This window comes from Plantibacter sp. CFBP 8798 (assembly GCF_014841195.1).
Classification (GTDB): domain Bacteria; phylum Actinomycetota; class Actinomycetes; order Actinomycetales; family Microbacteriaceae; genus Plantibacter; species Plantibacter auratus.
In genome coordinates, this window is the sequence record NZ_JACYTS010000002.1 from 353,362 (window position 1) to 379,516 (window position 26,155).

19 protein-coding genes and 1 pseudogene are annotated in these 26,155 nt (G+C 69.2%); 8 read left to right on the plus strand and 12 right to left on the minus strand.

The features are described from left to right. Positions 1-62: 62 nt before the first annotated feature. Positions 63-2,141 (minus strand): DNA gyrase/topoisomerase IV subunit B, encoded by a 2,079-nt coding sequence (locus IFU30_RS08750; protein WP_342450832.1) that lies wholly within the window; start codon positions 2,139-2,141, stop codon positions 63-65. A 231-nt stretch (positions 2,142-2,372) separates the two neighbouring features. Here IFU30_RS08750 and IFU30_RS08755 point away from each other — a divergent pair, with 231 nt between their 5' ends. Further along, a complete protein-coding gene (locus IFU30_RS08755) occupies positions 2,373-2,603 on the plus strand; it encodes a DUF7455 domain-containing protein (RefSeq protein WP_079705880.1) in 231 nt (76 codons plus the stop codon). 106 nt (positions 2,604-2,709) lie between these two features. Here IFU30_RS08755 and IFU30_RS08760 read toward each other — a convergent pair whose 3' ends face one another. From IFU30_RS08760 to IFU30_RS08780, 5 genes are all read right to left on the minus strand, one after another. Further along, positions 2,710-3,459, minus strand: a complete 750-nt coding sequence (locus IFU30_RS08760; protein ID WP_137241714.1) for a hypothetical protein — start codon at positions 3,457-3,459, stop codon at positions 2,710-2,712. Then, the gene (locus tag IFU30_RS08765; RefSeq protein WP_192004941.1) at positions 3,456-4,718 is read right to left on the minus strand and encodes a MurT ligase domain-containing protein; all 1,263 of its coding nucleotides are present in this window, start codon (positions 4,716-4,718) and stop codon (positions 3,456-3,458) included. Before IFU30_RS08765 ends, IFU30_RS08760 begins: the two co-directional genes overlap by 4 nt. Before the next feature lie 4 nt (positions 4,719-4,722). Next, positions 4,723-6,045, minus strand: coding sequence for an RNA polymerase sigma factor (locus IFU30_RS08770; protein WP_079706303.1), 1,323 nt, complete (start codon positions 6,043-6,045; stop codon positions 4,723-4,725). 185 nt (positions 6,046-6,230) lie between these two features. After that, a complete protein-coding gene (locus IFU30_RS08775) occupies positions 6,231-7,538 on the minus strand; it encodes an MFS transporter (RefSeq protein ID WP_192004942.1) in 1,308 nt (435 codons plus the stop codon). A 9-nt stretch (positions 7,539-7,547) separates the two neighbouring features. Further along, on the minus strand, positions 7,548-8,471 hold the full coding sequence (locus tag IFU30_RS08780) for a proteasome assembly chaperone family protein (protein ID WP_079705876.1): 924 nt from the start codon (positions 8,469-8,471) through the stop codon (positions 7,548-7,550). Between the two features lie 120 nt (positions 8,472-8,591). On the opposite strand from IFU30_RS08780, the gene IFU30_RS08785 reads away from it, so the two are divergent. From IFU30_RS08785 to IFU30_RS08795, 3 genes are all read left to right on the plus strand, one after another. Further along, positions 8,592-10,094, plus strand: a complete 1,503-nt coding sequence (locus IFU30_RS08785) for a leucyl aminopeptidase (RefSeq protein ID WP_192004943.1) — start codon at positions 8,592-8,594, stop codon at positions 10,092-10,094. Positions 10,095-10,189: 95 nt separating this feature from the next. After that, positions 10,190-11,563: a dihydrolipoyl dehydrogenase gene (gene lpdA / locus IFU30_RS08790; RefSeq protein WP_064293772.1), complete on the plus strand. Its 1,374-nt coding sequence runs from the start codon at positions 10,190-10,192 to the stop codon at positions 11,561-11,563. A 61-nt stretch (positions 11,564-11,624) separates the two neighbouring features. After that, on the plus strand, positions 11,625-13,088 hold the full coding sequence (locus IFU30_RS08795) for a 2-oxo acid dehydrogenase subunit E2 (protein WP_192004944.1): 1,464 nt from the start codon (positions 11,625-11,627) through the stop codon (positions 13,086-13,088). A 30-nt stretch (positions 13,089-13,118) separates the two neighbouring features. Here IFU30_RS08795 and IFU30_RS08800 read toward each other — a convergent pair whose 3' ends face one another. Next, positions 13,119-14,636, minus strand: a complete 1,518-nt coding sequence (locus tag IFU30_RS08800; protein ID WP_192004945.1) for a protein kinase domain-containing protein — start codon at positions 14,634-14,636, stop codon at positions 13,119-13,121. Between the two features lie 131 nt (positions 14,637-14,767). Between IFU30_RS08800 and IFU30_RS08805 the strand changes: the two genes are divergently transcribed. Then, positions 14,768-15,472, plus strand: coding sequence for a DUF4191 domain-containing protein (locus tag IFU30_RS08805; RefSeq protein ID WP_071260054.1), 705 nt, complete (start codon positions 14,768-14,770; stop codon positions 15,470-15,472). 33 nt (positions 15,473-15,505) lie between these two features. On the opposite strand, the pseudogene IFU30_RS20360 reads toward IFU30_RS08805, so the two are convergent. Further along, positions 15,506-15,928, minus strand: a pseudogene (locus IFU30_RS20360) (RDD family protein); the annotation flags it as partial. A gap of 139 nt (positions 15,929-16,067) precedes the next feature. On the opposite strand from IFU30_RS20360, the gene glnA reads away from it, so the two are divergent. Then, the gene (gene glnA / locus IFU30_RS08810) at positions 16,068-17,492 is read left to right on the plus strand and encodes a type I glutamate--ammonia ligase (protein ID WP_056005986.1); all 1,425 of its coding nucleotides are present in this window, start codon (positions 16,068-16,070) and stop codon (positions 17,490-17,492) included. 73 nt (positions 17,493-17,565) lie between these two features. Here the strand turns inward: glnA and IFU30_RS08815 are convergent, their stop codons facing one another. The 4 genes from IFU30_RS08815 to IFU30_RS08830 all read right to left on the minus strand — a co-directional run bounded on the left by IFU30_RS08815 (position 17,566) and on the right by IFU30_RS08830 (position 24,291). Then, a complete protein-coding gene (locus tag IFU30_RS08815) occupies positions 17,566-20,559 on the minus strand; it encodes a bifunctional [glutamine synthetase] adenylyltransferase/[glutamine synthetase]-adenylyl-L-tyrosine phosphorylase (RefSeq protein ID WP_191941071.1) in 2,994 nt (997 codons plus the stop codon). Positions 20,560-20,580: 21 nt separating this feature from the next. Next, positions 20,581-21,936 (minus strand): glutamine synthetase family protein, encoded by a 1,356-nt coding sequence (locus tag IFU30_RS08820; protein WP_079705870.1) that lies wholly within the window; start codon positions 21,934-21,936, stop codon positions 20,581-20,583. A 97-nt stretch (positions 21,937-22,033) separates the two neighbouring features. After that, positions 22,034-24,001 carry a hypothetical protein gene (locus IFU30_RS08825; RefSeq protein ID WP_192004946.1) on the minus strand — a complete coding sequence of 656 codons (1,968 nt, stop codon included), beginning with the start codon at positions 23,999-24,001 and terminating at the stop codon, positions 22,034-22,036. A 104-nt stretch (positions 24,002-24,105) separates the two neighbouring features. Beyond that, on the minus strand, positions 24,106-24,291 hold the full coding sequence (locus IFU30_RS08830; RefSeq protein ID WP_064293764.1) for a hypothetical protein: 186 nt from the start codon (positions 24,289-24,291) through the stop codon (positions 24,106-24,108). Positions 24,292-24,325: 34 nt separating this feature from the next. Between IFU30_RS08830 and map the strand changes: the two genes are divergently transcribed. Further along, positions 24,326-25,228 carry a type I methionyl aminopeptidase gene (gene map / locus IFU30_RS08835; protein ID WP_192004947.1) on the plus strand — a complete coding sequence of 301 codons (903 nt, stop codon included), beginning with the start codon at positions 24,326-24,328 and terminating at the stop codon, positions 25,226-25,228. Between the two features lie 9 nt (positions 25,229-25,237). Beyond that, on the plus strand, positions 25,238-26,014 hold the full coding sequence (ppgK, locus tag IFU30_RS08840; RefSeq protein ID WP_192004948.1) for a polyphosphate--glucose phosphotransferase: 777 nt from the start codon (positions 25,238-25,240) through the stop codon (positions 26,012-26,014). Positions 26,015-26,155: the final 141 nt, after the last annotated feature.

Below are 26,155 nucleotides of genomic sequence, written 5' to 3' on the forward strand. Positions count from 1 at the left end.
TGAGCGCACTGCTCGATCCGGGCCTTCGTCGTCGGTCCTGCTCCTCGGTGGACGACCGACGATCAGACGTCGATGCTCTCCCGCGACAGCCGGTCGGAGCTGTCGACGATGAACTCCTTGCGCGGGGCGACGTCGTTGCCCATGAGGAGTTCGAAGATCCGTCCGGCCGACTCCGCATCCTCGACCCGGACACGGCGCAGCGTCCGGTGACGGCGGTCCATGGTGGTCGTGGCCAGCTGGTCGGCGTCCATCTCGCCCAGGCCCTTGTAGCGCTGGATCGGTTCCTGGTGCTTCTTGCCGGTGCGCTTGAGGTCGCTCAGCACCGCGTGCAGTTCGGCTTCGGAGTACGTGTAGATCGTCTCGTTCGGCTTGGAGCCGGGATTGATGACGATGACGCGGTGAAGCGGCGGTACCGCGGCGAACACGCGACCCGCTTCGATCAGCGGCCGCATGTACCGGAAGAAGAGCGTGAGCAGGAGCGTCCGGATGTGGGCGCCGTCGACGTCGGCGTCGCTCATGAGGATGATCTTGCCGTAGCGGGCGGCGTCGAGATCGAACGATCGTCCGGAGCCCGCGCCGATGACCTGGATGATGGACGCGCACTCCGCGTTCGACAGCATGTCGGAGACGGAGGCCTTCTGCACGTTGAGGATCTTGCCTCGGATCGGGAGCAGCGCCTGGTAGGAGCTGTCTCGGGCGAGCTTCGCCGTGCCCAGTGCCGAGTCGCCCTCGACGATGAAGAGTTCGCTGGACTCGAGGTTGCCCGAGCGGCAGTCGACCAGCTTGGCCGGGAGCGACGAGTTCTCGAGCGCGTTCTTACGGCGTTGCGTCTCCTTGTGCGTCCTCGCGGAGATCCGGGACTTCATCTCCGACACGATCTTCTCGAGCACGAGCGCGGTCTGCGCTTTGTCGTCGCGCTTGGTCGAGGCGAACCGCTCCTTGAGCTCCTTCGTGACGACGTTGGCGACGATGGCGCGGACGGCCGGCGTGCCGAGGATCTCCTTCGTCTGGCCCTCGAACTGCGGCTCGGCGAGACGCACCGTCAGCACCGCCGTGAGGCCGGCGAGGACGTCGTCCTTCTCGAGCTTGTCCGAGCCGACCTTGAGCCGACGGGCGTTCTGCTCGACCTGGGCGCGGAGGAACTTCAGGAGGCCCTGGTCGAATCCGAGTTGGTGCGTGCCGCCCTTCGGCGTGGCGATGATGTTGACGAAGCTGCGCATGACCGTCTCGTACCCGGTCCCCCAACGCAGCGCGATGTCGACCTCTGCCTCGCGCTCCACCTCGGTGGCGACCATGGTGCCCGACGGCGACAGCACCGGGACGGTCTCGGTGAACGTGCCGCTGCCGGTGAGGCGCCAGGTGTCGGTGAGTGCGGTGTCGCCCGCGAGGTAGTCGACGAACTCGGAGATGCCGCCCTCGTAGCGGAACATCGCCTCGGTCGGCTCGTCGACGGTCTCGTCGCGGATGTGGATGCCGAGACCCTTGATGAGGAAGGCGGTCTGGCGCGCGCGGCCGAGGAGCTCCTCTGCCTGGAACTGGGCGCCCTTCGTGAAGATCTGGCGGTCGGCCCAGTAGCGGATCCGGGTGCCGGTCACGCCGCGCTTCGTCTTGCCGATGACGCGGAGCTCGCTCTGCTTCTCGAACGGCGTGAACGGTGCGTCCGGGGTCGGCTCCCCCGTGTCGGCGAAGATCCCCGGCTCACCGCGGTGGAACGACATGGCGTAGGTCTTGCCGCCGCGATCCACCTCGACGTCGAGTCGCTCGGACAGGGCGTTGACGACGGATGCGCCGACGCCGTGCAGGCCGCCGGACGCGGCGTACGAACCGCCGCCGAACTTCCCGCCGGCGTGGAGCTTGGTGAAGACGACCTCGACACCGGAGAGGCCGGTCTTCGGCTCGATGTCCACCGGGATGCCACGCGCGTGGTCGCGCACCTCGACGCTCTGATCGGCGTGGAGGACGATCTCGATCTGATCGCCGTACCCGCCGAGGGCCTCGTCGACGGAGTTGTCGATGATCTCCCAGAGGCAGTGCATGAGGCCACGCGAGTCGGTGGAACCGATGTACATGCCCGGTCGCTTGCGCACCGCCTCGAGGCCTTCGAGGACGGAGAGATGCCTGGCGGAGTAGTCGCTGCTCACGCTTCCCAGCGTAGTCGTCGGCGCCGACACGCCGAGGGAGACACTCGGCGCGCGATCGTCCGGAGCCGCGCGACGGCGCGTTGTCTCGGGTCGTCGACCCATCCGGCTGCAGGGTTGATCCGAATCATCTACGCGCACAGCGAAAAGAACACGGAATGGGACCCCGTTGTGACAATCGCGTGCTTTCATGAGTACTACGAGTTTCGTAGCCGCCCGAGTCAGGAGGAGCACATGTCACAGACTGCTACCGAGAGCACGCCGAGTGACCTCGACGCCCAGCAACTGACTGCCGCCGATCGTTGCGATCTGTGCGGAGCACAGGCCTACATCCGCGTGCAGATGAACAGCGGTGAGCTGCTGTTCTGCGCGCACCACGGCAAGAAGTACCAGGAGAAGCTGACGCAGGTCGCGACCGACTGGCACGACGAGTCCGCGCGACTCTTCAACGAGCAGCGCGCCTAGTCCACCGGCATCACGACAAGGGCCCCGGATCCGAGATCCGGGGCCCTTCGTCATGTCATCGAGGAAGCGCGGTCTCAGACCAGTGCGGGCTCGATCGCGCGCGGACTCAGGCGAGGGCCGAGACGATCTGCGCTCTGGCGTTGGCGGCGATCTCGTCGAGGGCGTGAAGCTCTGGCGATTCGTCGAGCATCGAAGTGCCCCCGGCGACCGTGATCGCCAGACGGAGCAGCCGATCGGCCAGTTCCGGGTTCTTGGCGAGGACGGGGCCGTGCAGGTGGGTTCCGACGAAGGGTCCGACCAGCGCACCCTCCGTGCCGTCGCCGTTGCCTCGTCCGTGCTGCACGGTGCCGATCGACTCGACGCCCGTCCCGGCTCGGAAGTCCCGCCCGTGGTTCTCGTACCCGACGAGTACCGGGGCGTCGAGCTCGAGGCCGCCGCCCGGCACGACGACGAGGTCGTCGCTCGCCCGCGTGCGCCGCAACGGGGCGTCGCCCTCGATGATGGCGAGGCCCTCGACCCAGCTCCCCGGTGCCAGCTCGAGCCGGCGAGTGAGGAGCTTCCATCCGTTGGCGACAGCGAGGACGGGCACGCCGGCTTCCACCCAGGCGATGAACGCGTCGCGGAACGGCCGGAGCGCCTCGAGCACTTGTGGCGCCGACGGGTCGTCGCACGACCCGAGGACGACCGCGTGGACTGTGCTCGGGAGCTCGGCGACCGACTCGACCGCGACGAGCTCGACGGCGAGGCCACGTGCGCGGGCCCGGCGAGCGAGGACCGCGCCGTTCTCGGCGTCGCCGTTCACATTGCAGCTCGATGGCAGGAGGACGGCGATGGTGATCGTCGGCTCGGTCGTCATGCGTCGTCCTGATCGTTCGAAGCGAGGCCGAGGTGCGCGCGGGTACGGCGCATCGAGTCGGCGGTGAAGATCACGGTCTTCCGACCGTGCGCGGGCGCGGGGAGGGCGAGGAACGCGTCCAACGCCGTGCCGAGGTCTGGTTCGATCCGGTCGATCTCGACGCCGGCGTAGCCCAGCTGCAGGGCGGCCTCCCAGGCCTTGGACCCCGACACGAGCGCCACACGACCGAGCCTGGACGTGTCGACCGGCCAGAGGTACGAGGGATCGCGGACGTCGCTCCCGACGGCCACCAGGATCTGCTCGGTGTCGGCCGCCAAGCTGTCGACGTTGAGCTGATAGCTCGCGGGGTTCTGGACGAGGACGAACTCGACCTCGACACCGCGGACGGTCGTCACCTCACCGCGGCCGAACACCGGCGTGAGCGCGCGGAACGACTCCGCCGCGGTGGTGAGCTGGAACTCGGGGCCGAGGATCGCGGCGGCGCCGGAGAGGGCGGCAGCAGCGTCCACGGCGTAGTGCACGCCACGGGCCGGCAGACGGAACCGGACGGTCTCGCCGCGGTGGGTGATGGACACCAGGTCGCCGTCGAGGGCTTCGACGACGGTTCCGGAACCGGGGTCGACCCGATCGGACGAGGTCGTGCTGTACCCGAGGCCGCGTGCGCTGGCGCCGAGCACCGCCGTCGAGACGCCGTACCGCCATCGCGTCGCGGCGCTGCCTGGCGCGACGGCGTCGACGAGTGCGTCATCGCCGTTCAGGACGAGCGACGTGCTCGATCGGGCAGCGATCGCGTCGAGCATGCGCGCCACCATGGCAGCGTCGTGGAAGCGGTCGATCTGGTCGACGGACACGTTGGTCAGGATGACGTGGGCGGGCGCGAGCCGCGGAGCGATGAGCGCGCCGTGTCCTTCGTCCATCTCGAGCACCCCGAGCTCGGCGTCGATCCGGCCGCGGAGGTCGGCTCGTTCGAGGAGGGCAGAGGTGAGGCCCTGGGAGATGTTCGCCGTGGACGGGTTCGTGAAGACCGACACACCGTGGGCACGCAGGATGCCGACGAGCATCTTGGTCGTCGTCGACTTCCCGCTCGAGCCGCTCACGATCACGAGACCACGCGGGAAGGCGTTCAACGTGTCGGGGAGGAACCCGGGCGCGATGCGGTTGACCACCAGGCCGGGAACGGCCGATCCCCCGCCCGGCTTGCGCAGCCTGGCGAGGAATCGGACGGCACGACCGGCGAGGATGGCCGGGGCGTAGCGCATGCTCCTACTCGAGGTAGTCGCGGAGCGACTGGGATCGGCTCGGGTGACGCAGCTTCGCCATGGTCTTCGACTCGATCTGCCGGATGCGCTCACGGGTGACCCCGAAGGTGTCGCCGATCTGGTCGAGCGTCTTGGGCATGCCGTCGCCGAGGCCGAAGCGCATCCGGATGACGCCCGCTTCCCGCTCGGAGAGCGAGTCGAGGAGCGACTCCAGCTGCTTCTGCAGCATGGTGAAGCTGACGGCGTCGGCCGGCACGACCGCCTCGGTGTCCTCGATGAGGTCGCCGAACTCGCTGTCGCCGTCCTCGCCGAGGGGCGTGTGCAGCGAGATGGGCTCGCGGCCGTACTTCTGGACCTCGATGACCTTCTCAGGCGTCATGTCGAGTTCGCGGCTGAGCTCTTCGGGCGTGGGCTCGCGGCCCAGGTCCTGCAGCATCTGCCGCTGGACGCGGGCGAGCTTGTTGATGACCTCGACCATGTGCACCGGGATGCGGATGGTGCGCGCCTGGTCGGCCATGGCACGCGTGATGGCCTGACGGATCCACCAGGTCGCGTAGGTGGAGAACTTGAAGCCCTTGGTGTAGTCGAACTTCTCGACCGCACGGATGAGGCCCAGGTTGCCCTCCTGGATGAGGTCGAGGAACTGCATGCCGCGGCCGGTGTACCGCTTGGCGAGGCTCACGACGAGTCGGAGGTTCGCCCCGAGGAGGTGGCTCTTGGCGCGGGCACCGTCCTTCGCGACCCACTGGAGCTCACGACCGACCCGCGAGCGCTTCTCGAGGTCGGAGAGCTGGGCGAGCTTGTCCTCGGCGAAGAGGCCCGCCTCGATGCGCATCGCGAGTTCGACCTCTTCGGCAGCGTTGAGGAGCGCGACCTTACCGATCTGCTTGAGGTAGTCCTTGACCGGGTCGGCGGTGGCGCCGGTGATCGCGGCCGAGTACACCGGGATCTCGTCGTCGTCGCTGTTGGAGAGTACGAGTGCGTCGGTGGGGAGGGTGATCTCCGGCACGGACTTGTCGTCCTCCTCCTCGACCGCCTCGGTGGCGTCGCCTGCGGGCGCGTCGACCACGGCGTCGTCGGCGACGACCTCGACGACGACGTCCTCGTCGTCCGTGCCCTCATCGGGCTCCGTGCTCGACTTCGTGCCCGCCTTGGCGCGGGTCGCCTTCTTGGGAGCAGCCTTCGCTCGGGTCGTGGTGGCCTTGGTGGTCCGAGCCTTCGCTGCGGGAGCCTCCGTGGCCTCGTCTGCTGGCGCTGCTTCGTCTGCGCGAGCCGTCTTGGTGGCCATAGCTGCACCTTCCTGTTCGGACCCGGCATGGACAGTCATCGCCGGATCGTCCGTGATTTCGGACATTACGAGGACCCATGTCAAGTCTTGGTGCAGTGCAACCCGAAAAGGGCCGCCGACATTCCGAGAGGTGAACGGGTCCGTGTTCCATTATAGCGCGCGCCGGAAGACCTCAGAGCCACAGGCCGTTTGTCAAGGGTGAGATCAGGGGACGAAGCGAACGCTCAGCGACGGCGCCCGAGCCTGGCTCGGACCGCGATCCACAGCGGACCGACGGCGATGCCCTCGTCCTCGGCGAAGCGTCTCCGCGTGCGGGACCGTGCGACGAGCAGCATCGCGACCCCGAACCCGACCACCAGGTACTGGACGGAGAAGGCGATCCGGAAGTTGTCCATGGAATAGTCGGCACGGGATCCCCCGCTGACCGCGTCGATGATGAGACCGATGAGGAACATCATGACGAAGCTCGCGAGGAACCCACCGACGTTCACGATGCCGTTCGCCCCGCCGAGCGCGCGGATGGGGTTGAAGGTGCGAGCGAAGTCGAACCCGATGAGTGAACCGGGGCCACCGACCCCGACCACGACGAACAGGACGATCACGAGCCACATCGGTGGGACGCCCGGCCAGAGCAGCAGTGCGGCCCAGGCGACGCCCATGACCGTCACGATCCCGAGCACGAGGTTGCTCCGCCGGTAGGGGAACCGGGCGGTGAGCACCCCGAGGATGGGTCCGGCGATCATGCCGGAGACCACGATCACGATGAGCAACGATGCGGCGAGGGGCTGCGGGTAGCCGAGGGCGTAGACCATGAACGGGAAGCCCCAGAGGAGCGTGAGGACGGTACCGGAGGACTGGGTGACGAAGTGCGACCAGAACCCGAGACGCGTCCCTGGCCGACGCAGACTGATGACGACCTCGCGGACGACGTGGCCCCAGGTCTCGGGGCGCGGCGCCTCGTCGGAACCGGACGGCCGGTCGCGGACGACGATCAACACCCCGACGAGCGCCAGGAGGACGAGTCCGGCCGCACTGAGGAACGCCGGCGACCAGCCGAAGGCGTGCAGGACGAAGGAGAACGGCACCGCCGAGAGGATCTGTCCGATCTGCCCGATGTTGCCGACCCACTGCGAGACGATCGGCACCCGACGGGTGGGGAACCAGGAGTTCACGAGCCGCAACACGGAGGTGAACACCGCGGCGTCGCCGAGGCCGACCAGCATCCGGCCCACGATCGCGCCGCCGAGTTCGGTCGTGAGCCCCAGCCAGACCTGGCCCGCCATGACGACCGTCAGCCCCGCGATGATCAGGACGCGAGGTCCGAGGCGGTCGATGAGCACCCCGACCGGGACCTGCATCGCGGCGTACACGATGAGCTGCGCGACGGCGAGGGTCGACAGCGCGGCGGCGTCGATCTGGAACCGCTCAGTGGCGTCCACCGCTGCCACGCCGAGCGTCGACCGCTGCATGACGGTGATGAGGTAGGCGAACACGCCGACGCCGAACACCCACCAGACGCGTCGAGATCCCACCGATCCAGCTTAGGTGGTCGAGCGGTCCTCGTCGCCGTGGCGCCGGCTCGCGAGGAACTTCTCGAGCTCCGCGGCGATCTCGTCGGCCGTCGGGAGCGCCCCGTCGATGTCGGTGAGCGGCGATTTCGGCGAGTTGTCGGCCATGTAGGCGTCGTACCGCTCCTCGAGCGTCGTGACCAGCTGGCCGAGCTCGTGGTTGGTCCCGACCTGCTCGTCGATCTTGACGAGGAAGTCGCGGCTGTCCTCGCGGAGGCGGTCCGTGGGGAAGATGAGCCCGGTCGCCGCGCTGAGGCTCTCGATCGCCGTGATCGCCGCGGCCGGGAACTCCGTGTCGGCGAGGTAATGCGGAACGAGGAGCACGAAGGCCGCGATGCTGTCGCCGCGCTCGTAGAGGCGGTACTCGAGGAGGTGGAGCACGTTGGACGGTACCTGGGTGCGGGGGCGCCAGACCGAGAGCGACTCGATGAGGTCGAACCGGTTGCCGCTGACGGTGACGCCGATCGGCCTGGTGTGCGGGACCGGCATCGGGATGGCGTGCACCCACGTGGTGTCGCTGACCCGGAAGCGGTCGACGAGCTCGAGCACGGCTGCGACGAAGCGGTCCCAGAGGAAGTCGGGCTCGAAACCGGTGAGCAGGAGGAACGGCGACCCGAGCTCGTCGTGGGCGAGCGACAGGGTCAGCCGAGGTGGCCGGTACTCCGTCAAGTGGTCCTGGTCGAACGAGATGATCGGCCGGCGGGCCCGGTAGTCGAGCAGGACGTCGGCGTCGAACTCGGCGATGACCGTCGTGTCGAGGACGTCGTCGAGGTAGGCGTTCAGCTGCCCGACCGCGCCGCCGGCGTCGGAGAACCCGGTGAGGCCCGCGACGAGGTGGAGGCCGGCGGGGATGTCGATCTCCGGGTGCACCTCGTAGAGGTCGTCAGGCGTAGGCATGGTTCAACTCTAAACGGGGGTGTCGCAGCGACCTTCCCCTCCGAGCGTCGGCGGTACCGCCGAGAGCGAACACCGGCGGCCCCGCCTCGGTCCGGAACGGTACGTGCCTACGATGGAGGCATGACGATCCCCGTGCTCTCCGTGTTGTCCGCCGCCGCCGAGGGAGTCGAGGCCGAGCTGCTCGTCCTCGCGGTGAAGAAGGGCGACGACGGACCGGAGCTCTTGGCGCCAGAGGTCTACGCGCCGCTCGCGGACGAGCTGCGCGCCTCCGGGGTCACGGGGTCGGAAGACCAGGTGCGACGCCTCCCGGACCGGTTCGGCGCGGCCTCCGGTCTCGTGCTGGTCGGCCTCGGTCCGGATGCGGACGACGCGGCCTTCCGACGAGCCGCGGGCGCAGTGACCCGGACGATCGACGGCCAGGCCTCGATCGTGTTCGCGTTGACGGAGGAGACGGCCGCCGCCGCCGAAGCCGTCCTCGAGGGGGCGGCCATCGGCGCCTACCGCTACACCGCGTCGCGCGGTGTCGGATCCGCGCCGGCACCGACACCGCTCGGACAGATCACCGTCGTCGTCCCGTCGACCGTGGACGCACCCTACGCCGGGCTCGCGGAGCACGCCACCGCGGTCGCCGAGGCCATCGAGCTCGTGAAGGACCTGGTCAACACGCCGCCGAACGAGCTCTACCCGGCGACCTTCGCCGACGCGGCCCGAGCAGCGGTCGACGGCCTCGACGTCGAGGTCGAGGAATGGGACGAGACCCGCTTGGCCGAGGACGGCTTCGGCGGCATCCTCGGTGTCGGGCAGGGTTCCTCTCGGCCTCCGCGACTCGTCAAGCTGAGCTACCACCCTGAGGCGGCCCGGAGCCACCTGGCCCTCGTCGGGAAGGGCATCACCTTCGACAGCGGCGGCCTCTCCCTGAAGCCGCCGGTCTCGATGGTCGGCATGAAGTACGACATGACCGGCGCGGCGACCGTGCTCGCGGTCCTGGCCGCGGCCGCGCGTCTCGGGGTGCCCACCCGGCTGACCGCGTGGCTCTGCCTCGCCGAGAACCTCCCGTCGGGCACGGCGATCCGGCCGAACGACGTCCTCACCATCCGGGGCGGACTCACGGTCGAGGTCACCAACACCGACGCCGAGGGCCGGCTGGTCCTCGCCGACGGACTCGTCGCCGCAGGCGAGGAGGGCCCGGACGCCATCATCGACGTGGCGACCCTGACGGGAGCCGCCGTGGTCGCGCTCGGCAACCGCTACACGGGCGTCATGGGCGACGCTTCGTTCGTCACCGACCTCATCGCGACCGGGTCCGGTGTGGACGAACTGTTCTGGCCGATGCCGTTCCCCGCGGAGCTGCGCAAGGTCCTCGACTCCGACGTCGCCGACCTCGCCAACGCCAAGCCCGGGACCACCGCGGGCGGCATGCTCGTCGCAGGCACGTTCCTCCAGGAGTTCATCGCCGAGCGTACCGACGAGGAGGGCGGCACCACCCGCATCCCGTGGGCCCACCTGGACATCGCCGGGAGTGCGATGAACGGCGACGCCCCCTACGGCTTCACCGCCAAGGGCCCGACCGGCGTCGCGGTCCGCACCCTCCTCGCAATGGCCGAGGAGATTAGCCACCCGTAGTAAGGTCGGTGGGGGCGGTTCGACCCGCCTCGACGCCGCCGAACACACCACGACGGTTTCCGATCGACCACGAAGCACACACAAGGAGCAACGGAGTGTCCGAGCAGAATTTTGACCTGGTAGTCCTGGGAGGCGGAAGCGGCGGATACGCTGCGGCGTTGCGCGCTTCGCAGCTCGGCCTCACCGTCGGCATGATCGAGAAGGACAAGGTCGGCGGCACCTGCCTCCACCGCGGTTGCATCCCGACGAAGGCGCTGCTGCACTCCGCCGAGGTCGCGGACGCATCGCGCGAGTCGGAGAAGTACGGCGTCAAGTCCACCTTCGAAGGCATCGACATCGAGGGCGTCACGAAGTACCGCGAGGGCATCGTCGCGAAGAAGTACAAGGGACTCCAGGGCCTCGTGAAGGCCCGCGGCATCACCACCATCGAGGGTGAGGGCCGTCTGGTCTCCCCGACGAGCGTGCAGGTCGGCGACGACCTCATCACCGGCAAGAACGTGATCCTCGCGACGGGCTCCTACAGCCGCTCGCTCCCCGGTCTCGAGATCGGTGGCCGCGTCATCACGAGCGAGCAGGCGCTACAGCTCGACTTCGTGCCGAAGAAGGTCGCCGTCCTCGGCGGCGGTGTGATCGGCGTCGAGTTCGCGAGCGTCTGGAAGTCGTTCGGGACCGAGGTCACGATCATCGAGGCACTCCCCCACCTCGTCCCCAACGAGGACGAGTCGATCAGCAAGGCCCTCGAGCGCGCGTTCCGCAAGCGCGGCATCGAGTACTCGCTCGGCGTGCGGTTCCAGGGCGTCACCCAGGACGACTCGGGCGTGCACATCACGCTCGAGGACGGCAAGACGATCGACGCCGAGCTGCTGCTCGTCGCCGTCGGCCGTGGCCCGTCGACCGCCGGACTCGGCTTCGAGGAGGTCGGTGTCACCATCGACCGCGGCTTCGTCATCACCAACGACCGTCTCGAGACGAACATCCCCGGCCTCTACGCCGTCGGCGACATCGTCCCCGGCCTGCAGCTCGCGCACCGCGGCTTCCAGCAGGGCATCTTCGTGGCCGAGGAGATCGCCGGTCTCAAGCCGGTCATCATCGAGGACGTCAACATCCCGAAGGTCACCTACAGCGACCCCGAGATCGCGTCCGTCGGTCTCAGCGAGGCCAAGGCGGCCGAGCAGTACGGCGCCGACAACATCACGAGCTACGACTTCAACCTCGCCGGCAACGGCAAGAGCGAGATCATCGGCACGAGCGGCAACGTCAAGGTCATCCGCGTCAACGACGGCCCCGTCATCGGTGTGCACATGATCGGCGCCCGCGTCGGTGAGCTCATCGCCGAAGGCCAGCTCGCGGTCAACTGGGAGGCCTACCCCGAGGACATCGCGCCGCTGATCCACGCGCACCCCACGCAGAACGAGGCGCTCGGCGAAGCATTCCTCGCGCTCGCAGGCAAGCCCCTGCACGCGCTGTGACGCATTCCGAACACCCCAATAAGCTAGTGAACACACAACAGGTTTCAAAGGAGACAAGGTCATGAGCGAATCCGTCAGCCTCCCGGCACTCGGCGAGAGTGTCACCGAGGGTACGGTCACCCGCTGGCTGAAGAATGTCGGCGACACCGTGGAGGTCGACGAGCCGCTGCTCGAAGTGTCGACCGACAAGGTCGACACCGAGATCCCTTCGCCCGTCGCGGGTGTCATCGAAGCGATCCTCGTCCAGGAGGACGAGACCGTCGAGGTCGGCACCGCTCTCGTGACCATCGGTGATGGTTCGGGTGCGGCTGCGGCAGAGGAGCCCGCGCCCGCCGCGGAACCGGCTGCTGCCGAGCCCGCTCCGGCTGAGCCCGCTCCCGCGGCCGAGCCCGAGCCGGCACCTGCTGCCGCGCCGGCTCCCGCTGCTGCTCCGGCTCCCGCCGCTGCGCCTGCTGCTGCACCGGCACCTGCCGCTGCACCGGCACCTGCTGCTGCTGCTCCGGCTCCTGCTGCTGCTCCGGCTCCCGCTGCTGCTCCGGCTCCCGCCGCTGCGCCTGCTGCTGCTCCGGCACCTGCCGCTGCACCTGCTGCTGCTCCGGCCGCCGCTTCAACGCCTGCCGCCGGCGGGGTCGTCAACTCCGGTTACGTCACGCCGCTGGTGCGTCGTCTCGCCAACCAGCACGGCGTCGACCTCAGCACGGTCACCGGCACCGGTGTCGGCGGACGTATCCGCAAGGAAGACGTCCTGCAGGCTCAGAGCGCCGGTGGCGCCACGGAGTCGCCCGCTGCTCCGACCGTCCAGGTCTCCGAGCTGCGTGGCACGAGCAAGGCCATGTCGCGTCTGCGCAAGGTCGTCGCTGAGCGCGCGGTCGCTTCGATGCAGGGCACCGCCCAGCTGACGAGCGTCGTCGAGGTCGACGTCACGAAGGTCGCGGCACTCCGCACGGCCGTCAAGGACGAGTTCCTCGCCAAGACCGGCAACAAGCTGTCGTTCCTGCCGTTCTTCGCCCTTGCCGCCAGCGAGGCGCTCCAGACGTACCCGATCATCAACGCCACCGTCGATGGCGACCAGATCGTGTACCCGGAGACGGAGAACCTCGCGATCGCCGTGGACACCGAGCGTGGCCTGCTGACGCCGGTCATCCGCAACTCGGGCTCCAAGTCGATCGCCGAGCTCGGCGCCGAGATCGCCGATCTCGCGCAGCGCACTCGCGACAACAAGCTGCAGCCGGACGAGCTGTCGGGCGGCACGTTCACGCTGACCAACACCGGTTCGCGCGGCGCCCTGTTCGACACCCCGATCGTGTTCCTGCCGCAGTCGGCGATCCTGGGTACGGGTATCGTCACGAAGAAGCCGGTCGTCGTCACGGTCGACGGTGCAGACGCGATCGCAATCCGTTCGACGGTCTACCTCGCGCTGAGCTACGACCACCGCATCATCGACGGCGCGGACGCTGCACGCTTCCTCGTCCAGGTGAAGAACCGCCTCGAAGCAGGCGACTTCCGCGACTCGCTCGGGATCTGATCCCGAACCGATCGCGCTGTGTGCATCGCCTCATCCGGCGGTGAACACCTCCCGCAGACGCCAGCCCGTCTCGCCCCTCACCACGAGGAGCGTGACGGGCTGTCGTCGTCCTGCGGCGGCCTCGTCCGTCTCGGACGGCTCGGCCGTGCCGCGGAGGACCGCCGCGTCGCCCTGACGGTCGACGAGGTCCAGACTCGCCGCATCGATCGATCCGATCCCGACACCGAGGTGCTCGTCGTCCTCGAACGGGGACCCGCGTTCGACGGAGTCCCAGACGCACCCCTCCTCCCCCGTCGTGCGGCACTGATCCCGTCGACGGACGAGCTCGCGGGCCGCGGCCGCCGGATCGTCACCGGTGACCACGTCGACGGCGCCGGCTTCGTCCGCCGCTGACGTCGGTGTCTCCACCGGTGGCGCGATCGTCGTGACCGCCGCGGACGCCGGGCCGACCGAACCGGCCGGCGTCGGCGCGATCGCGGTGCTCGGGTTTTCGGACGGCAGGAACACCATCGCAGCCGACACCAGTGCCGCTGCCGCGCCCGCCGCTCCGATCACGAGTCGACGACGTCTCGGGCTGGAGTCGACGGACGGCGTCGAGCGGCCGGCGGCCGCTACCCGTGTGCCTCGACCGGGTCGCCAGGCCAGACGACGACGCAGCGACGACGCGGGATGTCGTGACCGACGCCTCGATTCGACCGCGGCTCGTCGGGTCGGCGGGAGCGGAGCGGTCCGCTGCGCGCGATCGGCGGAAGCACGGATGGCATCGGCAGGTGATGCGGACGGCGGGTCGACGCGGTCGAGCAGGACCGGGAGCGGTCGTGCCAGGGCGTGGATCCGCTGTTGCAGTCGATTGGCGATCTCGTGGTCGGCGAGTTCAGGCACGACGTCGGCCCAGGCCACGGTCGAGGGGGTCTCGTCGGGGTCGGTCGCCTGCAGGACACCGTCCATGAGCCCCGCGAACGCCGTCCAATCGGCAGCGAACGCCGGAGCGGTGCGGCCGAGCCCACCATCGATGGTCTGGTGGTCCACGGGAGCTGCGCCCGACCAGCCGGAGAGGACCGGTCGGCCGTCGTCGGCGAAGCGCACGGCCGAAGCGTTGATCGACCCGTGGCTGATCCCGGAGAGGTGCGCTGCGCGGATGGCGTCGACCAATGGTGCCAGGATCGTGACGGCCTCACCGGGAGCGATCGACTCCCGGCGGCGCAACAGTTCTCCCAACGTGCCACCGGCGAGCCGCTCGACCAGCAGACACGGGAGGCCGTTCGGGTCCTCGGCGACGTCGACGAGTCTCACGATGTGCGGGTGGTCGAGTCGGGACAGGACGGCCGCGCGACGCCAGAGGTCGCGTTCGGCGGCGTCCGCCCTCGCTCGGAGCAGCACGGCGTCGCCCACCGGGGCGGCCTGGTCGGTACGCCGGCCGTGCGCGGGTCCGGCGTGGGCGAGCACCGTCGAGTAGGCCGTCCACTGCCGGCCCTCACCCAGGCGCCGGACGAGACGACGGCCGGCCACTCGGGTTGCGTTCGTGGACGGGTCTGGCAGTGTTTCCATAGCTCGATCCTCCGACGCGGAGCCCCGTCCGACGGCGTCCACGCACGCGGCTGTGGACAAGGTCCCCGCGCCGCCGGCCTGTGGAGGAGAACGCAGCATCAGGACCCTCCGTCACCGGCTATCCTGGGAGCATGGCTCAGAAGGACGCGCCCCCGGCGGCGCAGAAGGAACCAGGGCGGATCAAGCAGCTCTGGCAGGTGTTCCAGCTCACCCGTCGCCACGACAAGGCGGCGCAGTGGTTGATGCTCGGCGGCTTCATCCTGCCGGTGCTCATCGGTGTCGCGGTCGCGCTGCTGTTCTCGGCGGGCAACATCTTCGCGCTCGTCATGTGGATCATCGCGGGAGTGCTCGCCGGTATCCTCGCGGCCCTGTTCATCCTCACCCGGCGCGCGGACAAGGTCGTCTACACGCAGATCGAGGGTCGGCCGGGCGCGGTGGGCCAGGTGCTCCGCGCTGCTCCGCGCTCGTGGCAGACCAGCGAGATGCCCGTCGCCGTGAACCCGAAGACCCAGGACGCGATCTACCGCGCCGTGGGCCGTGGTGGCGTCGCACTGATCGCCGAAGGACCCCGATCGCGGACCTCACGCCTGCTCGAGGACGAGAAGCGTAAGGTCACCCGTATCCTCCCGAACGTGCCGATCACGGTCTTCCACGTCGGCCCCGACGCCGACTCCGTGCAGCTCCGTCAGCTCTCCGGCGCCCTCCGGAAGGTCAAGAAGTCCTTGACCAACCCCGAGGTGCTCGCGGTCAGCAACCGTCTGTCCTCGTTCGGTACGCAGCTCCCCATCCCGAAGGGCGTCGACCCGATGCGGGTCCGCCCGCAGCGCGCGCGCTGACCCACCGACCCCGCTCGGAACACCTCGCGGTANCCGCAGGAGCACCGTGCCGGCGACCTTGTCATGGAAGCCGCGCTGGTCCGAATCCCAGACGAGCGCCGGGACGAGCACGCAGAGGAGCACGGTACGCACGGCCGGCCGCCAGAGTCCGACCCAACCGCCGGTCAGCGGCATGAGTCGCATGCCGCACAGGCGATGACCGAGACTGCCGCCGATGGTCGGGATGAACACGAACTGCATGATGGCGAAGATCACGAGCGTCGCGGTGGCGTCGTAGGCGAAGAACGCGACGGAGAGGACGACCGCCATGGCCCAGTCGATGACGAGCGCGGTGATGCGCCGACCGACCCGCGCGACCGATCGGACGCCGCTCTCCGGGAGTCCGAGGCGTTCACCGGGGAAGGCGCTGGGAGGAAGCTCTCCGAAGGTCCGTGGATTCTGCGGGGTGTGGGGCACTGTGCCATTCTATTCGGGCGGGGATTCTCGTAACATCCACGAAACATGGGTGTCATGGCGGGGTAACCCCCTCCCCGTAGTCTCACAGATGGCTGCGCTGTGCAGCCTCCCTGTACCAACCCCATTTGGAGCCATTCACATGTTCAGTGATTCTTCCGAAGTGCTCAAGTTCATCAAGGACACCGATGTCAAGTTCCTCGACATCCGCTTCACGGACCTTCCCGGCGTGCAGCAGCACTTCAACATCCCGGCCAGCACCGTCGACGAGGAGTTCTTCACCGTCGGCCAGCTCTTCGATGGTTCGTCCATCCGTGGCTTCGCCAACATCCACGAGTCGGACATGCAGCTCATCCCGGATGTCTCCACCGCTTACATCGACGCCTTCCGTGCCGAGCGCACGCTCATCATGGTGTTCGACATCTACAACCCCCGCAACGGCGAGATCTACTCCAAGGACCCGCGTCAGGTCGCCAAGAAGGCTGAGAAGTACCTCGCCTCCACCGGCATCGCCGACACCGCGTTCTTCGCGCCTGAGGCAGAGTTCTACATCTTCGACGACGTCCGGTACGAGGTGAACCAGCACTCGAGCTTCTACTCGGTGGACTCCGAAGAGGGAGCCTGGAACACCGGCCGCGCCGAAGAAGGCGGCAACCTCGGCAACAAGACGCCGTACAAGGGTGGCTACTTCCCCGTCAGCCCCGTCGACAAGCAGGCCGACCTCCGCGACGACATCAGCCTCAAGCTGATCGACGCCGGCCTCATCCTCGAGCGCGCGCACCACGAGGTGGGCACCGGCGGCCAGGCCGAGATCAACTACCGCTTCGACACCATGGTCGCCGCGGCTGACGACATCCTCAAGTTCAAGTACATCGTGAAGAACACGGCCGAGCTGTGGGGCAAGACCGCGACCTTCATGCCGAAGCCGCTCTTCGGCGACAACGGCTCGGGCATGCACACGCACCAGTCGCTGTGGAGCGACGGCAAGCCGCTCTTCTACGACGAGAACGGCTACGGCGGTCTCTCCGACCTCGCCCGCTGGTACATCGGTGGTCTGCTGAAGCACGCCCCCGCCGTCCTGGCGTTCACGAACCCGACGGTGAACTCGTACCACCGTCTGGTCCCCGGCTTCGAGGCTCCCGTCAACCTGGTCTACTCGGCCGGTAACCGCTCGGCGTCGATCCGTATCCCGATCACGGGCACGAACCCGAAGGCCAAGCGCATCGAGTTCCGCGCGCCCGACGCCTCCGGCAACCCGTACCTCGCGTTCGCCGCTCAGCTGATGGCCGGCCTCGACGGCATCAAGAACCGCATCGAGCCGCACGAGCCCGTCGACAAGGACCTCTACGAGCTTCCCCCCGAGGAGGCCAAGAACATCCCGCAGGTGCCCGCATCGCTCGGTGCTGCGCTCGAGGCACTTGAGGCGGACCACGAGTTCCTCCTCGCCGGCAACGTCTTCACGCCGGAGCTCATCGAGACCTGGATCCAGTACAAGCGCGAGAACGAGATCAAGCCGCTGGCCCAGCGCCCGCACCCGTTCGAGTTCGAGCTGTACTACGGCGTCTGAGCCCACTCGGCACCACGAACCGCCCGTCATCCTCTCGGATGGCGGGCGGTTCCGTGTCGTCGAGGCGGTCCGCTCAGATGCCGTAGAAGCCGTGCTCGAAGACCGTCCGGGCGCGCCGGGTGGCCGCGAGGTAGTCCTGTTCCAGGAGACTCGCCGATCCGGTCGGGTACTCCAGGAGTCGCGCCACGCCTTCGAGCTGTTGTCGATCGCTCGGCAGCACGTCTTGCGTCTTGTTCAACCACAGCGTCATGGCCGAGCGGATCCGCGACGCGAGGATCCAGGCCTCACGGAGTCGTTCGGCGGACTCCCGATCGACGAGATCCGCCTCCACCGCCGCGTCGAGCGCTCGGAGCGTCGAGGTGGTGCGCAACGACGGTACCGCCGCGCCGTGCTCGAGCTGGAGGAGCTGCACGAACCACTCGACGTCGCTGAGCGAGCCGCGCCCGAGCTTCAGGTGTCTCGTCGGGTCGGCGCCCTGCGGCAGCCGCTCGTTCTCGACACGTGCCTTGATCCGCTTGACCTCGCGGACGGACTGCTCACTGATCGCGGCTGGATAGCGGACCGTGTCCGCCACCTCGGTGAACGCCTCGATGAGCTCGGTGTCGCCCACGACTCCGGCGGCGCGGAGCAGCGCCTGCGCCTCCCAGGTGAGGGACCAGCGCGCGTAGTAGTTGCGGTAGGAGTCGAGGGAGCGCACGAGCGGACCGTTCTTCCCCTCGGGACGGAGGTCGAGGTCGAGGTCGAGCGGGAGCCGGGCGTCCTCGCTCAGACGCTTGAGTTCTGCGGCGATCGCTCCGGCCTGGCGCTGTGCATCCTGGGTGTCGACCCCGTCCTTCGGCCGGAACACGTAGAGGACGTCGAGGTCCGAACCAAGGCCGAGCTCTGCGCCGCCGTAGCGGCCCATGGCGATGATGGCGAACTCGATGTCCGCGCCGAGGCCGCCGATGCGTCTGACGGCGCCGAGGAGCCCTGCGAGCGTGGCCGTCGACACGTCCGTCAGTCCGGCTGCGAGGCCCTGCACGTCCAGCATCCCGACGGTCGACGACATCGCCAGCCGGAGGACTTCGCGTCGCCGTACCGCGCGGATGGCGGCGGCTGCGGTGTCCGGTGAGTCGTGTCGTCTGAGGATGGCGGCGATCTCCTCGCCGAGCGCGGACGACGATCGTGGGAGGAGGTCCTCGTCCCCCGCGAGCCAAGCGGCCGACTCGGGGATGCGGTCCATGAGCTCGCCGATGAACCGGGACCCCGAGAGGACCCGTGTGAGCCGCTCGGCCGCACCTGAGGAGTCGCGGAGCATCCGCAGGAACCAGTGCGACTCGCCGAGGGACTCGCTGAGCCGCCGGAACGCGAGCAATCCGTAGTCGGGATCGGCGCCGTCCGCGAACCAGCCGAGCATGACGGGGAGCAGATGCCGCTGGATGTTGGCGCGTCGAGACACGCCGGCGGTGAGCGCCCCGATGTGGGCGAGTGCGCCGCGGGGGTCGACGAAGCCGATCGCCGCGAGTCGCGCCTCCGCCTGACCGCTCGTCAGACTCAGACCGCTCTCGGGCAAGGCCGCGACCGCCGAGAGCAGCGGCCGGTAGAACAACCGCTCGTGCAGCTGCCGGACACCGTGCTTCGTGGCCTCCCATCGCGTGACGAGGGCCTGTGCGGTCGTCGCGAGCGTGCTCGATCGGGCCAGGGATCGGAGGGACGGCTCGTCGCGCGGCATCATGTGCGTGCGCTGCAGGCGCGTCAGCTGCAGGCGGTGTTCGAGCACACGGAGCAGGCGGTAGTCGTGCGCGAACTCCTGCGCCTCGGCTCGACCGATGTATCCGGCGGTCGCGAGGCCGTCGAGGGCGGCGAGGGTTCCGCGTTGATGCACGGAGTCGTCGAGCTGTCCGTGGACGAGCTGCAGCAGTTGGACCGTGAACTCGATGTCGCGGAGCCCGCCCGGGCCGAGCTTCAGTTGGTAGTGGACGTCCTCCGCCGGAATGTGCTCGGTGACCCGTTCGCGCATGCGCTGCACGGATTCGACGAAGCCCTCGCGGGACGCACTCCCCCACACCTTCGGCTGCACCGCCTCGATGTAGCGGGCACCGAGGTCGGGATCGCCGGCGAGGGCCCGTGCCTTGAGGAGGGCCTGGAACTCCCAGCTCTTCGCCCAGCGGTCGTAGTAGACGAGATGCGACTCGAGCGTGCGGACGAGGGCGCCGGCCTTCCCTTCCGGGCGGAGGTTCGGATCGACCTCCCACAGGCTCGGCTCGAGACCAGCCTGTCCGAGACCGCGCATGGTGAGGACCGCGAGCCGGGTGGCGATCTCGACGGCGCGCCCGTTGTCGAGCCCGTCCTCGTCGTCGCCCGAACCCTCACCGACGAAGATGACGTCGACGTCGGAGACGTAGTTCAACTCCCGTGCGCCAGCCTTGCCCATGCCGATGATGGCGAAGCGGGTGGCCGCGACCTCCTCGCGCGGGTACACGCCGGGGCCCCTCGGGCCGCTCGTCTGCGTGCGTGCGACGGCGATGGAGGCCTCCAACGCGCCCGCTGCGAGGTCGGAGAGGGCACTGGCGACCCGGTCGAGCACGACGATCGGGTCCGGGGCGCAGAGGTCGAAGAGGGCGACCTCTGCGAGCAGTCGGCGGTAGACCACGCGGATCGCGTCCCAGGCCGGCTCCTCGACGATCGCGGCGAAGCCGTCCTCGGCACCGACGCTCGCGAGCAGTTCGTCGCGCGCCTCCTGCAGCGTCGGGACGCGGGTGACCGGCAACTCGAACACCGACAGCTGGTCGGGGTGGCGGAGGAAGAAGTCGATGAACCCCTGCGAGGCGCCGAACAGTCGGAACAGTCGCTCGGCCGAGGCCTGGTCCGCCAGGAGCGCCGACAGCTCGTCGGGTGACTTCCGACCGACCATCAGCACACCGACCAGCGCGGCGTCGGGGTCGGCCGCGACGGCGAAGGAGGGCGACAGCGACGCCGGGTCGAGCTGGACGAGCTCGGCGAGCTCGTCCAGCCGGTCCCGGGCCTCACCCAGACCGGTGAACCCGAGTCGGGCGAGCGTGCTCAGAGAGATGTTCTCGCGGACCATGCGACCGACCGGTCCCCTCGTCTAGAGCATCTCCAGGTTGCTGGCCAACTCGAAGGGGGTCACCTGGGCCCGGTACTCGTGCCATTCCTGTCGCTTGTTCAGCAGGACGTAGTTGAACACCTGCTCGCCGAGCGTCTCCGCCACGAGTTCGGAACCCTCCATCAGGCTGACCGCGCGATCGAGGCTGGCGGGCAGGGCGTTGTATCCCAGTGCCCGACGCTCGGTGTCGGAGAGGGTCCAGACGTTGTCCTCGGCCTCCGGCGGGAGCTCGTAGCCCTCCTCGATGCCCTTCAGCCCAGCGGCGAGCATGAGCGAGAAGGCGAGGTACGGGTTGGCGGCGGAGTCGATGGCGCGGTACTCGACCCGAGCGCTCTGGCCCTTGTTGGGCTTGTACAGCGGCACGCGCACGAGTGCGGAGCGGTTGTTGTGGCCCCAGCAGACGAAGCTCGGGGCCTCGGACAGCTTGTTCGGTCCGACGCCACCCCAGAGTCGCTTGTAGGAGTTCACGAACTGGTTCGTCACCGCGGTGATCTCCGGAGCGTGTGTCAGGAGTCCGGCGATGAACTGCCGGCCCGTCTTCGAGAGCTGGTACTGCGCACCCGCCTCGTAGAAGGCGTTCGAGTCGCCCTCGAACAACGACATGTGCGTGTGCATGCCGCTGCCGGGCTGGTGGACGAGCGGCTTCGGCATGAACGTCGCGTAGACACCCTGCTCGATCGCCACCTCCTTCACGACGGTGCGGAAGGTCATGATGTTGTCGGCCGTCGTCAGGGCGTCGGCGTACCGCAGGTCGATCTCGTTCTGGCCGGGGCCCGCCTCATGGTGGCTGAACTCGACGGAGATCCCGAGGTCCTCGAGCATCCGGACGGAACGTCGACGGAAGTCGTGCGCGGTGCCACCGGGGACGTTGTCGAAGTAGCCCGCGGAGTCGACCGGCTCCGGTCCGTCGACGCCGTACTGCGAGGACTTCAGCAGGTAGAACTCGATCTCGGGGTGCGTGTAGAACGTGAACCCCATGTCGGCGGCCTTCGCCAGGGTGCGCTTCAAGACGTTCCGCGGGTCGGCGACGGCGGGCTGGCCGTCAGGCGTCGTGATGTCGCAGAACATGCGCGCCGTCGGGTCGATCTCGCCGCGCCACGGCAGGATCTGGAAGGTCGTCGGATCGGGGTGGGCCAGGAGGTCCGACTCGTAGGAGCGGCTGAGCCCCTCGATCGCCGATCCGTCGAAGCCGAGGCCCTCGGAGAACGCGCCTTCCACTTCGGCCGGGGCGATCGCGACGGACTTGAGCGTCCCGACGACATCGGTGAACCACAGCCGGACGAACTTGACGCCCCGCTCCTCGATCGTGCGGAGAACGAAGTCGCGCTGCTTATCCATCTGCCCCTCTTCCTTCGGCCGGCGGCCCGTGTCTAGGCTACTGGCTCCGTCCCGGTTCCCGCTCATCAGCGCGCGCCGGGCGTGGGCGATCCACGGCTCACCACCAGGCGAGGACGAAGAGTGCGGTCCAGCCGGCCGTCGCCGCCCACAGCAGCGAGAGTGCGGCGATCCGCAGCCGCGATCCACGGTGGGCCCCTTGCCAGACGGGCACCAACCCGAGGCAACTCACGAGGAGGGCGATGGAGAGCCACGGCAAGGCGGCGGGCACCCCGACGAGAGCGATCGCCGGACTCGAGGCAGCCGCACGGACGAGCACGACGGCTCCGCCGATCGCCCACGTCGCTCCGAACACCGGAGCGATCCCCAGCAGGAGACCGTCCTGGACCGGCTGGCGCCGAAGCGCCTGGGTGATCAACCGGTAGCCCCACGCCACGGACCATCCGATGGCCACGAGCCCGAACAGGATGGGCAGCACCAGTAGCAGCCACCCGCCACCGGTGTCCGACGAGGTCTGCTCGGCCCATCGCGGGCTCGCCGCGACATCGGCTCGATCGACGACGGCGACGGCCGCGTCGTCGGCGTCGCAGAGCGCCGCCCGATAGCTCGCCGGATCGCTGAGCCACGCACGCATCGCGACCCGTGCGCACGCACTGCTGACCGATGGGACGGCTCCCGACCCGGGGAAGACCGCCACGAGGGCGTCCGCCGTGCCGTCGGCGACGGGGACGGCGAGGGCGGCTGCCTGTTCCGGGGCGCCGAGCACGAAGACCGACGTCCCGATCGCTCCCGGCGGCGGCGTCGCACCCACGGCGAACGAGGAGCAGGCGGCGGCCGCGACGTCCTCCAGCAACGTCGGCGTGGTGACCTCCGCGTCCGAGCGTTCGATCGCCCCAGGCCAGCCGGTCGTCGAACACCCGAGCACACGGTCGAGGATGCCACCGGAGTCGGCCAGCTGGGCGGTCGCATCGTTCGCCACGGGATCCAGCACCGTGCTGTCGCCGTCCGCGACGGAGCTCAGGAGCACCGGGAGTGCCGCCTGGGCGGTGGGTTCGGACAACGCGTGTGAGGCGATCGCCAAGAGCGCGTCGCCACCGAGGGTGATCGGCCGCGGTCCGGAGGTGCGGTGCGGTGCGGCGACGAGCGCATCGGTGGCGGTGGTGAGGATCCCGGCCGAACGTGAGACCTCGGTCGGCGCGGTGTCCGGGGTCGCGGACTCCGGTTCCTCGGCGGCGGCGGCTTGTGGTGCCGCCGGCGGGGACGGAACGGGACCCTGCGGCTCGACGCCGCGCGCACGGACGACGGCCAGGGAGGCCGCCACACCGCCCGCGGAGACGATCCCGGGTGCACCCAGGTCGGGGCCGTCGAGGACGACGCCGTCGACGCCACCCGGATCGACGTCGGTGGCCGCGAGGGCCACGCCGGCCGACGAGCCCACGGCCAGGATGGTCCATCGCGCGTAGCCCAGCTGCTGCCGGAGGTCGCGGAGGTCCGCCGCCGCAGGCGCGACGCCGAAGTCGCTCGGCACGACGCCGTCCTCCTGCCAGGCCGCGGCGCAGGAGGCGAAAGCGCCGCCGACCGCGGCGACGCGGGTTGCACGGTCCCCATCAGCGCCGAGCGAGGCGCGGATGGCTGCGGTCGCCGGCGCACAGTCGAGTGACGGCGTGGCGTCGGGACCGCCCCGGCGTTCGACGAACACCACGTCGCGGTCGGCGGCCAGCCCGCCCTCGACCGCGAGCTGCTGGATGTCGAGCGTCGAGAGCGCCGACCCACCGGCGAGGTAGACGAGCGGCGGTCGCCCGGTCTCGAGGGCGGCCGGTACGAGCACGTACGGCAGGGTCGCCTCACCCGAGTCCGGCACCGCGCGCGACAGGGGCACCGTCAACACGCCGCAGCGGGAACCACCGGGCACCGCGGTGACGCACTCGGCGGTACTGACCTCGGCGGCGACCATCGGCGCTGCACCGGCTGGCGACGTCGGCATGAGGAGGAGTCCGAGGGTGAGGGCCGCGACGGCACCTCGTCCGACGGCGATCGGTCGCCTCCGCGGACGGTCGATCCTGTGCATGTTCCCCCCGCTCGAGCTTCATCGCTCGGCCCATCCTGGCGGATCACACCACGCCTGCGGAAGAGGGCTTACCCGCAATCCGCTCGCGTTGCGACCCGGGTGGCTCAGTCCTCGGCAGCCTCGTCGGCGTCCCACTTCGCGCTGTTGGCACGCAGTCGCTCGAGTGCGTGCGAGGCCTCCGCAGCCGTCTCGAAGGGACCGACGCGGTCGACGACACTCGACTCGAAGCCGAACTCGACCTGACCGGTCTTCGTGTTGTACCAGTACTGCTCGGATGGTTCCTTCGCCACGGCGCGTCTCCCCTGCTCGGTTAGGCTTGATCCTATGCCTTTCGACACCGCAGGTCACCTGATCCCCGGTCGCGTCGGCCGCCCCCGATCGGTGCCGGAGACGATCGTCCGCCCCGAGTACGTCGGCCGCGCCGCACCGGCCACCGACACCCGGGGCGACCTGTATTCGGCTGAGGAGATCGAACGCATCCGGATCGCCGGGACCATCGCCGCCGATGCGATCCAGGCCGTCGGCGCGGCGGTCCGCCCCGGGGTGACCACCGATGAACTGGACGCCATCGGACACGCGTTCGTCATCGGTGCGGGCGCTTATCCGTCGACGCTCGGGTACCGCGGCTACCCCAAGTCGATCTGCAGTTCGGTCAACGAGGTCGTCTGCCACGGCATCCCCGACGACACCGCTTTGCGCGAGGGCGACCTCGTGAACATCGACATCACCGCCTACCTCGACGGCGTGCACGGCGACAGCAACGTGACCTTCCTCGTCGGCGACGTCGCCGACGACACCCGTCCCCTCGTCGAGCGCACCCGGGAAGCCCTCAACCGCGGTATCAAGGCCGTCGCCCCCGGCCGGCAGATCAACGTCATCGGTCGTGCGATCGAGTCCTACGCGAAGCGGTTCGGGTACGGCGTCGTCCGCGACTTCACGGGCCACGGCGTCGGCCGGTCCTTCCACTCGGGGCTGATCGTCCCCCACTACGACGCCGCGCCGCTGTACGACACGGTGATGGAGCCGGGCATGGTGTTCACGATCGAGCCGATGCTCACGATCGGCTCCCAGGACTGGGAGCAGTGGGACGACGACTGGACGGTCACGACCCGCGACCGGTCGTTGACCGCGCAGTTCGAGCACACGCTCGTCGTCACCGAACGCGGGGCGGAGGTCTTGACCCTTCCGAGCACGATCGACACCGCCGCAGCGCCCGCGGCGCTCTAGGCTGGACGCATGACGAACGCAGCTCCCCGGTCCGCCGTCGGCATCGATATCGGAGGGACCGGCATCAAGGGTGCGGTCGTCGATCTCACGACGGGTGCCCTCCTCACCGATCGGGTGAAGATCCCCACGCCGAAGGGTGGCGAGCCGAAGGACATCGTCGTGACGGTGCGGGAGGTGCTCGAGCAGCTGGCCCCGGCCGCGGACGGACTCCCGCTCGGCGTCTGCTTCCCCGCGATCGTCCGCAACGGCCGGACGATGTCCGCGGCGAACGTCTCCGACGCCTGGATCGGCCTCGAAGCCGAGCAGCTGTTCGAGCAGGGCCTCGGGCGTGAGATCACCTTCGTGAACGACGCCGACGCGGCCGGATACGCCGAGACGGAGTTCGGCGCGGCCAAGGGCGCCAGCGGCCTCACGATCCTGACGACGCTCGGCACCGGTATCGGCACGGCGCTCATCTACAACCGCACGTTGATCCCGAACGCGGAACTCGGGCACCTGGAGATCGACGGCAAGGACGCCGAGACGCGGGCGTCCTACGCGGTCAAGGAGCGCGAGGACCTGAGCTGGGAGAAGTGGGCCAAGCGCCTCCAGAAGTACTACGAGCGCCTCGAGTTCCTCTTCTCGCCCGATCAGTTCGTGGTGGGCGGCGGCGTGTCCAAGCACGCGGACCACTTCCTGCCGCTCCTGAAGCTCGACACCCCGATCATCCCCGCCGTGCACCGGAACAACGCGGGCATCCTCGGCGCAGCCGCGCTCGCCGCCGGCCCCGCCGAACGCATCGCCTGAGTGCTGCGGGGCGCTGCGGCGGTGTCGTCGTCGCGGCCCGCAGCGACGCGTTGGGTGTGAACGGGTCGACCGGTACGCCGGGTTCTGTCCCACGCTTGCGCGGGTGTCGCAGTACGGCTCGACGCAGTCGCGGCCGTGCTG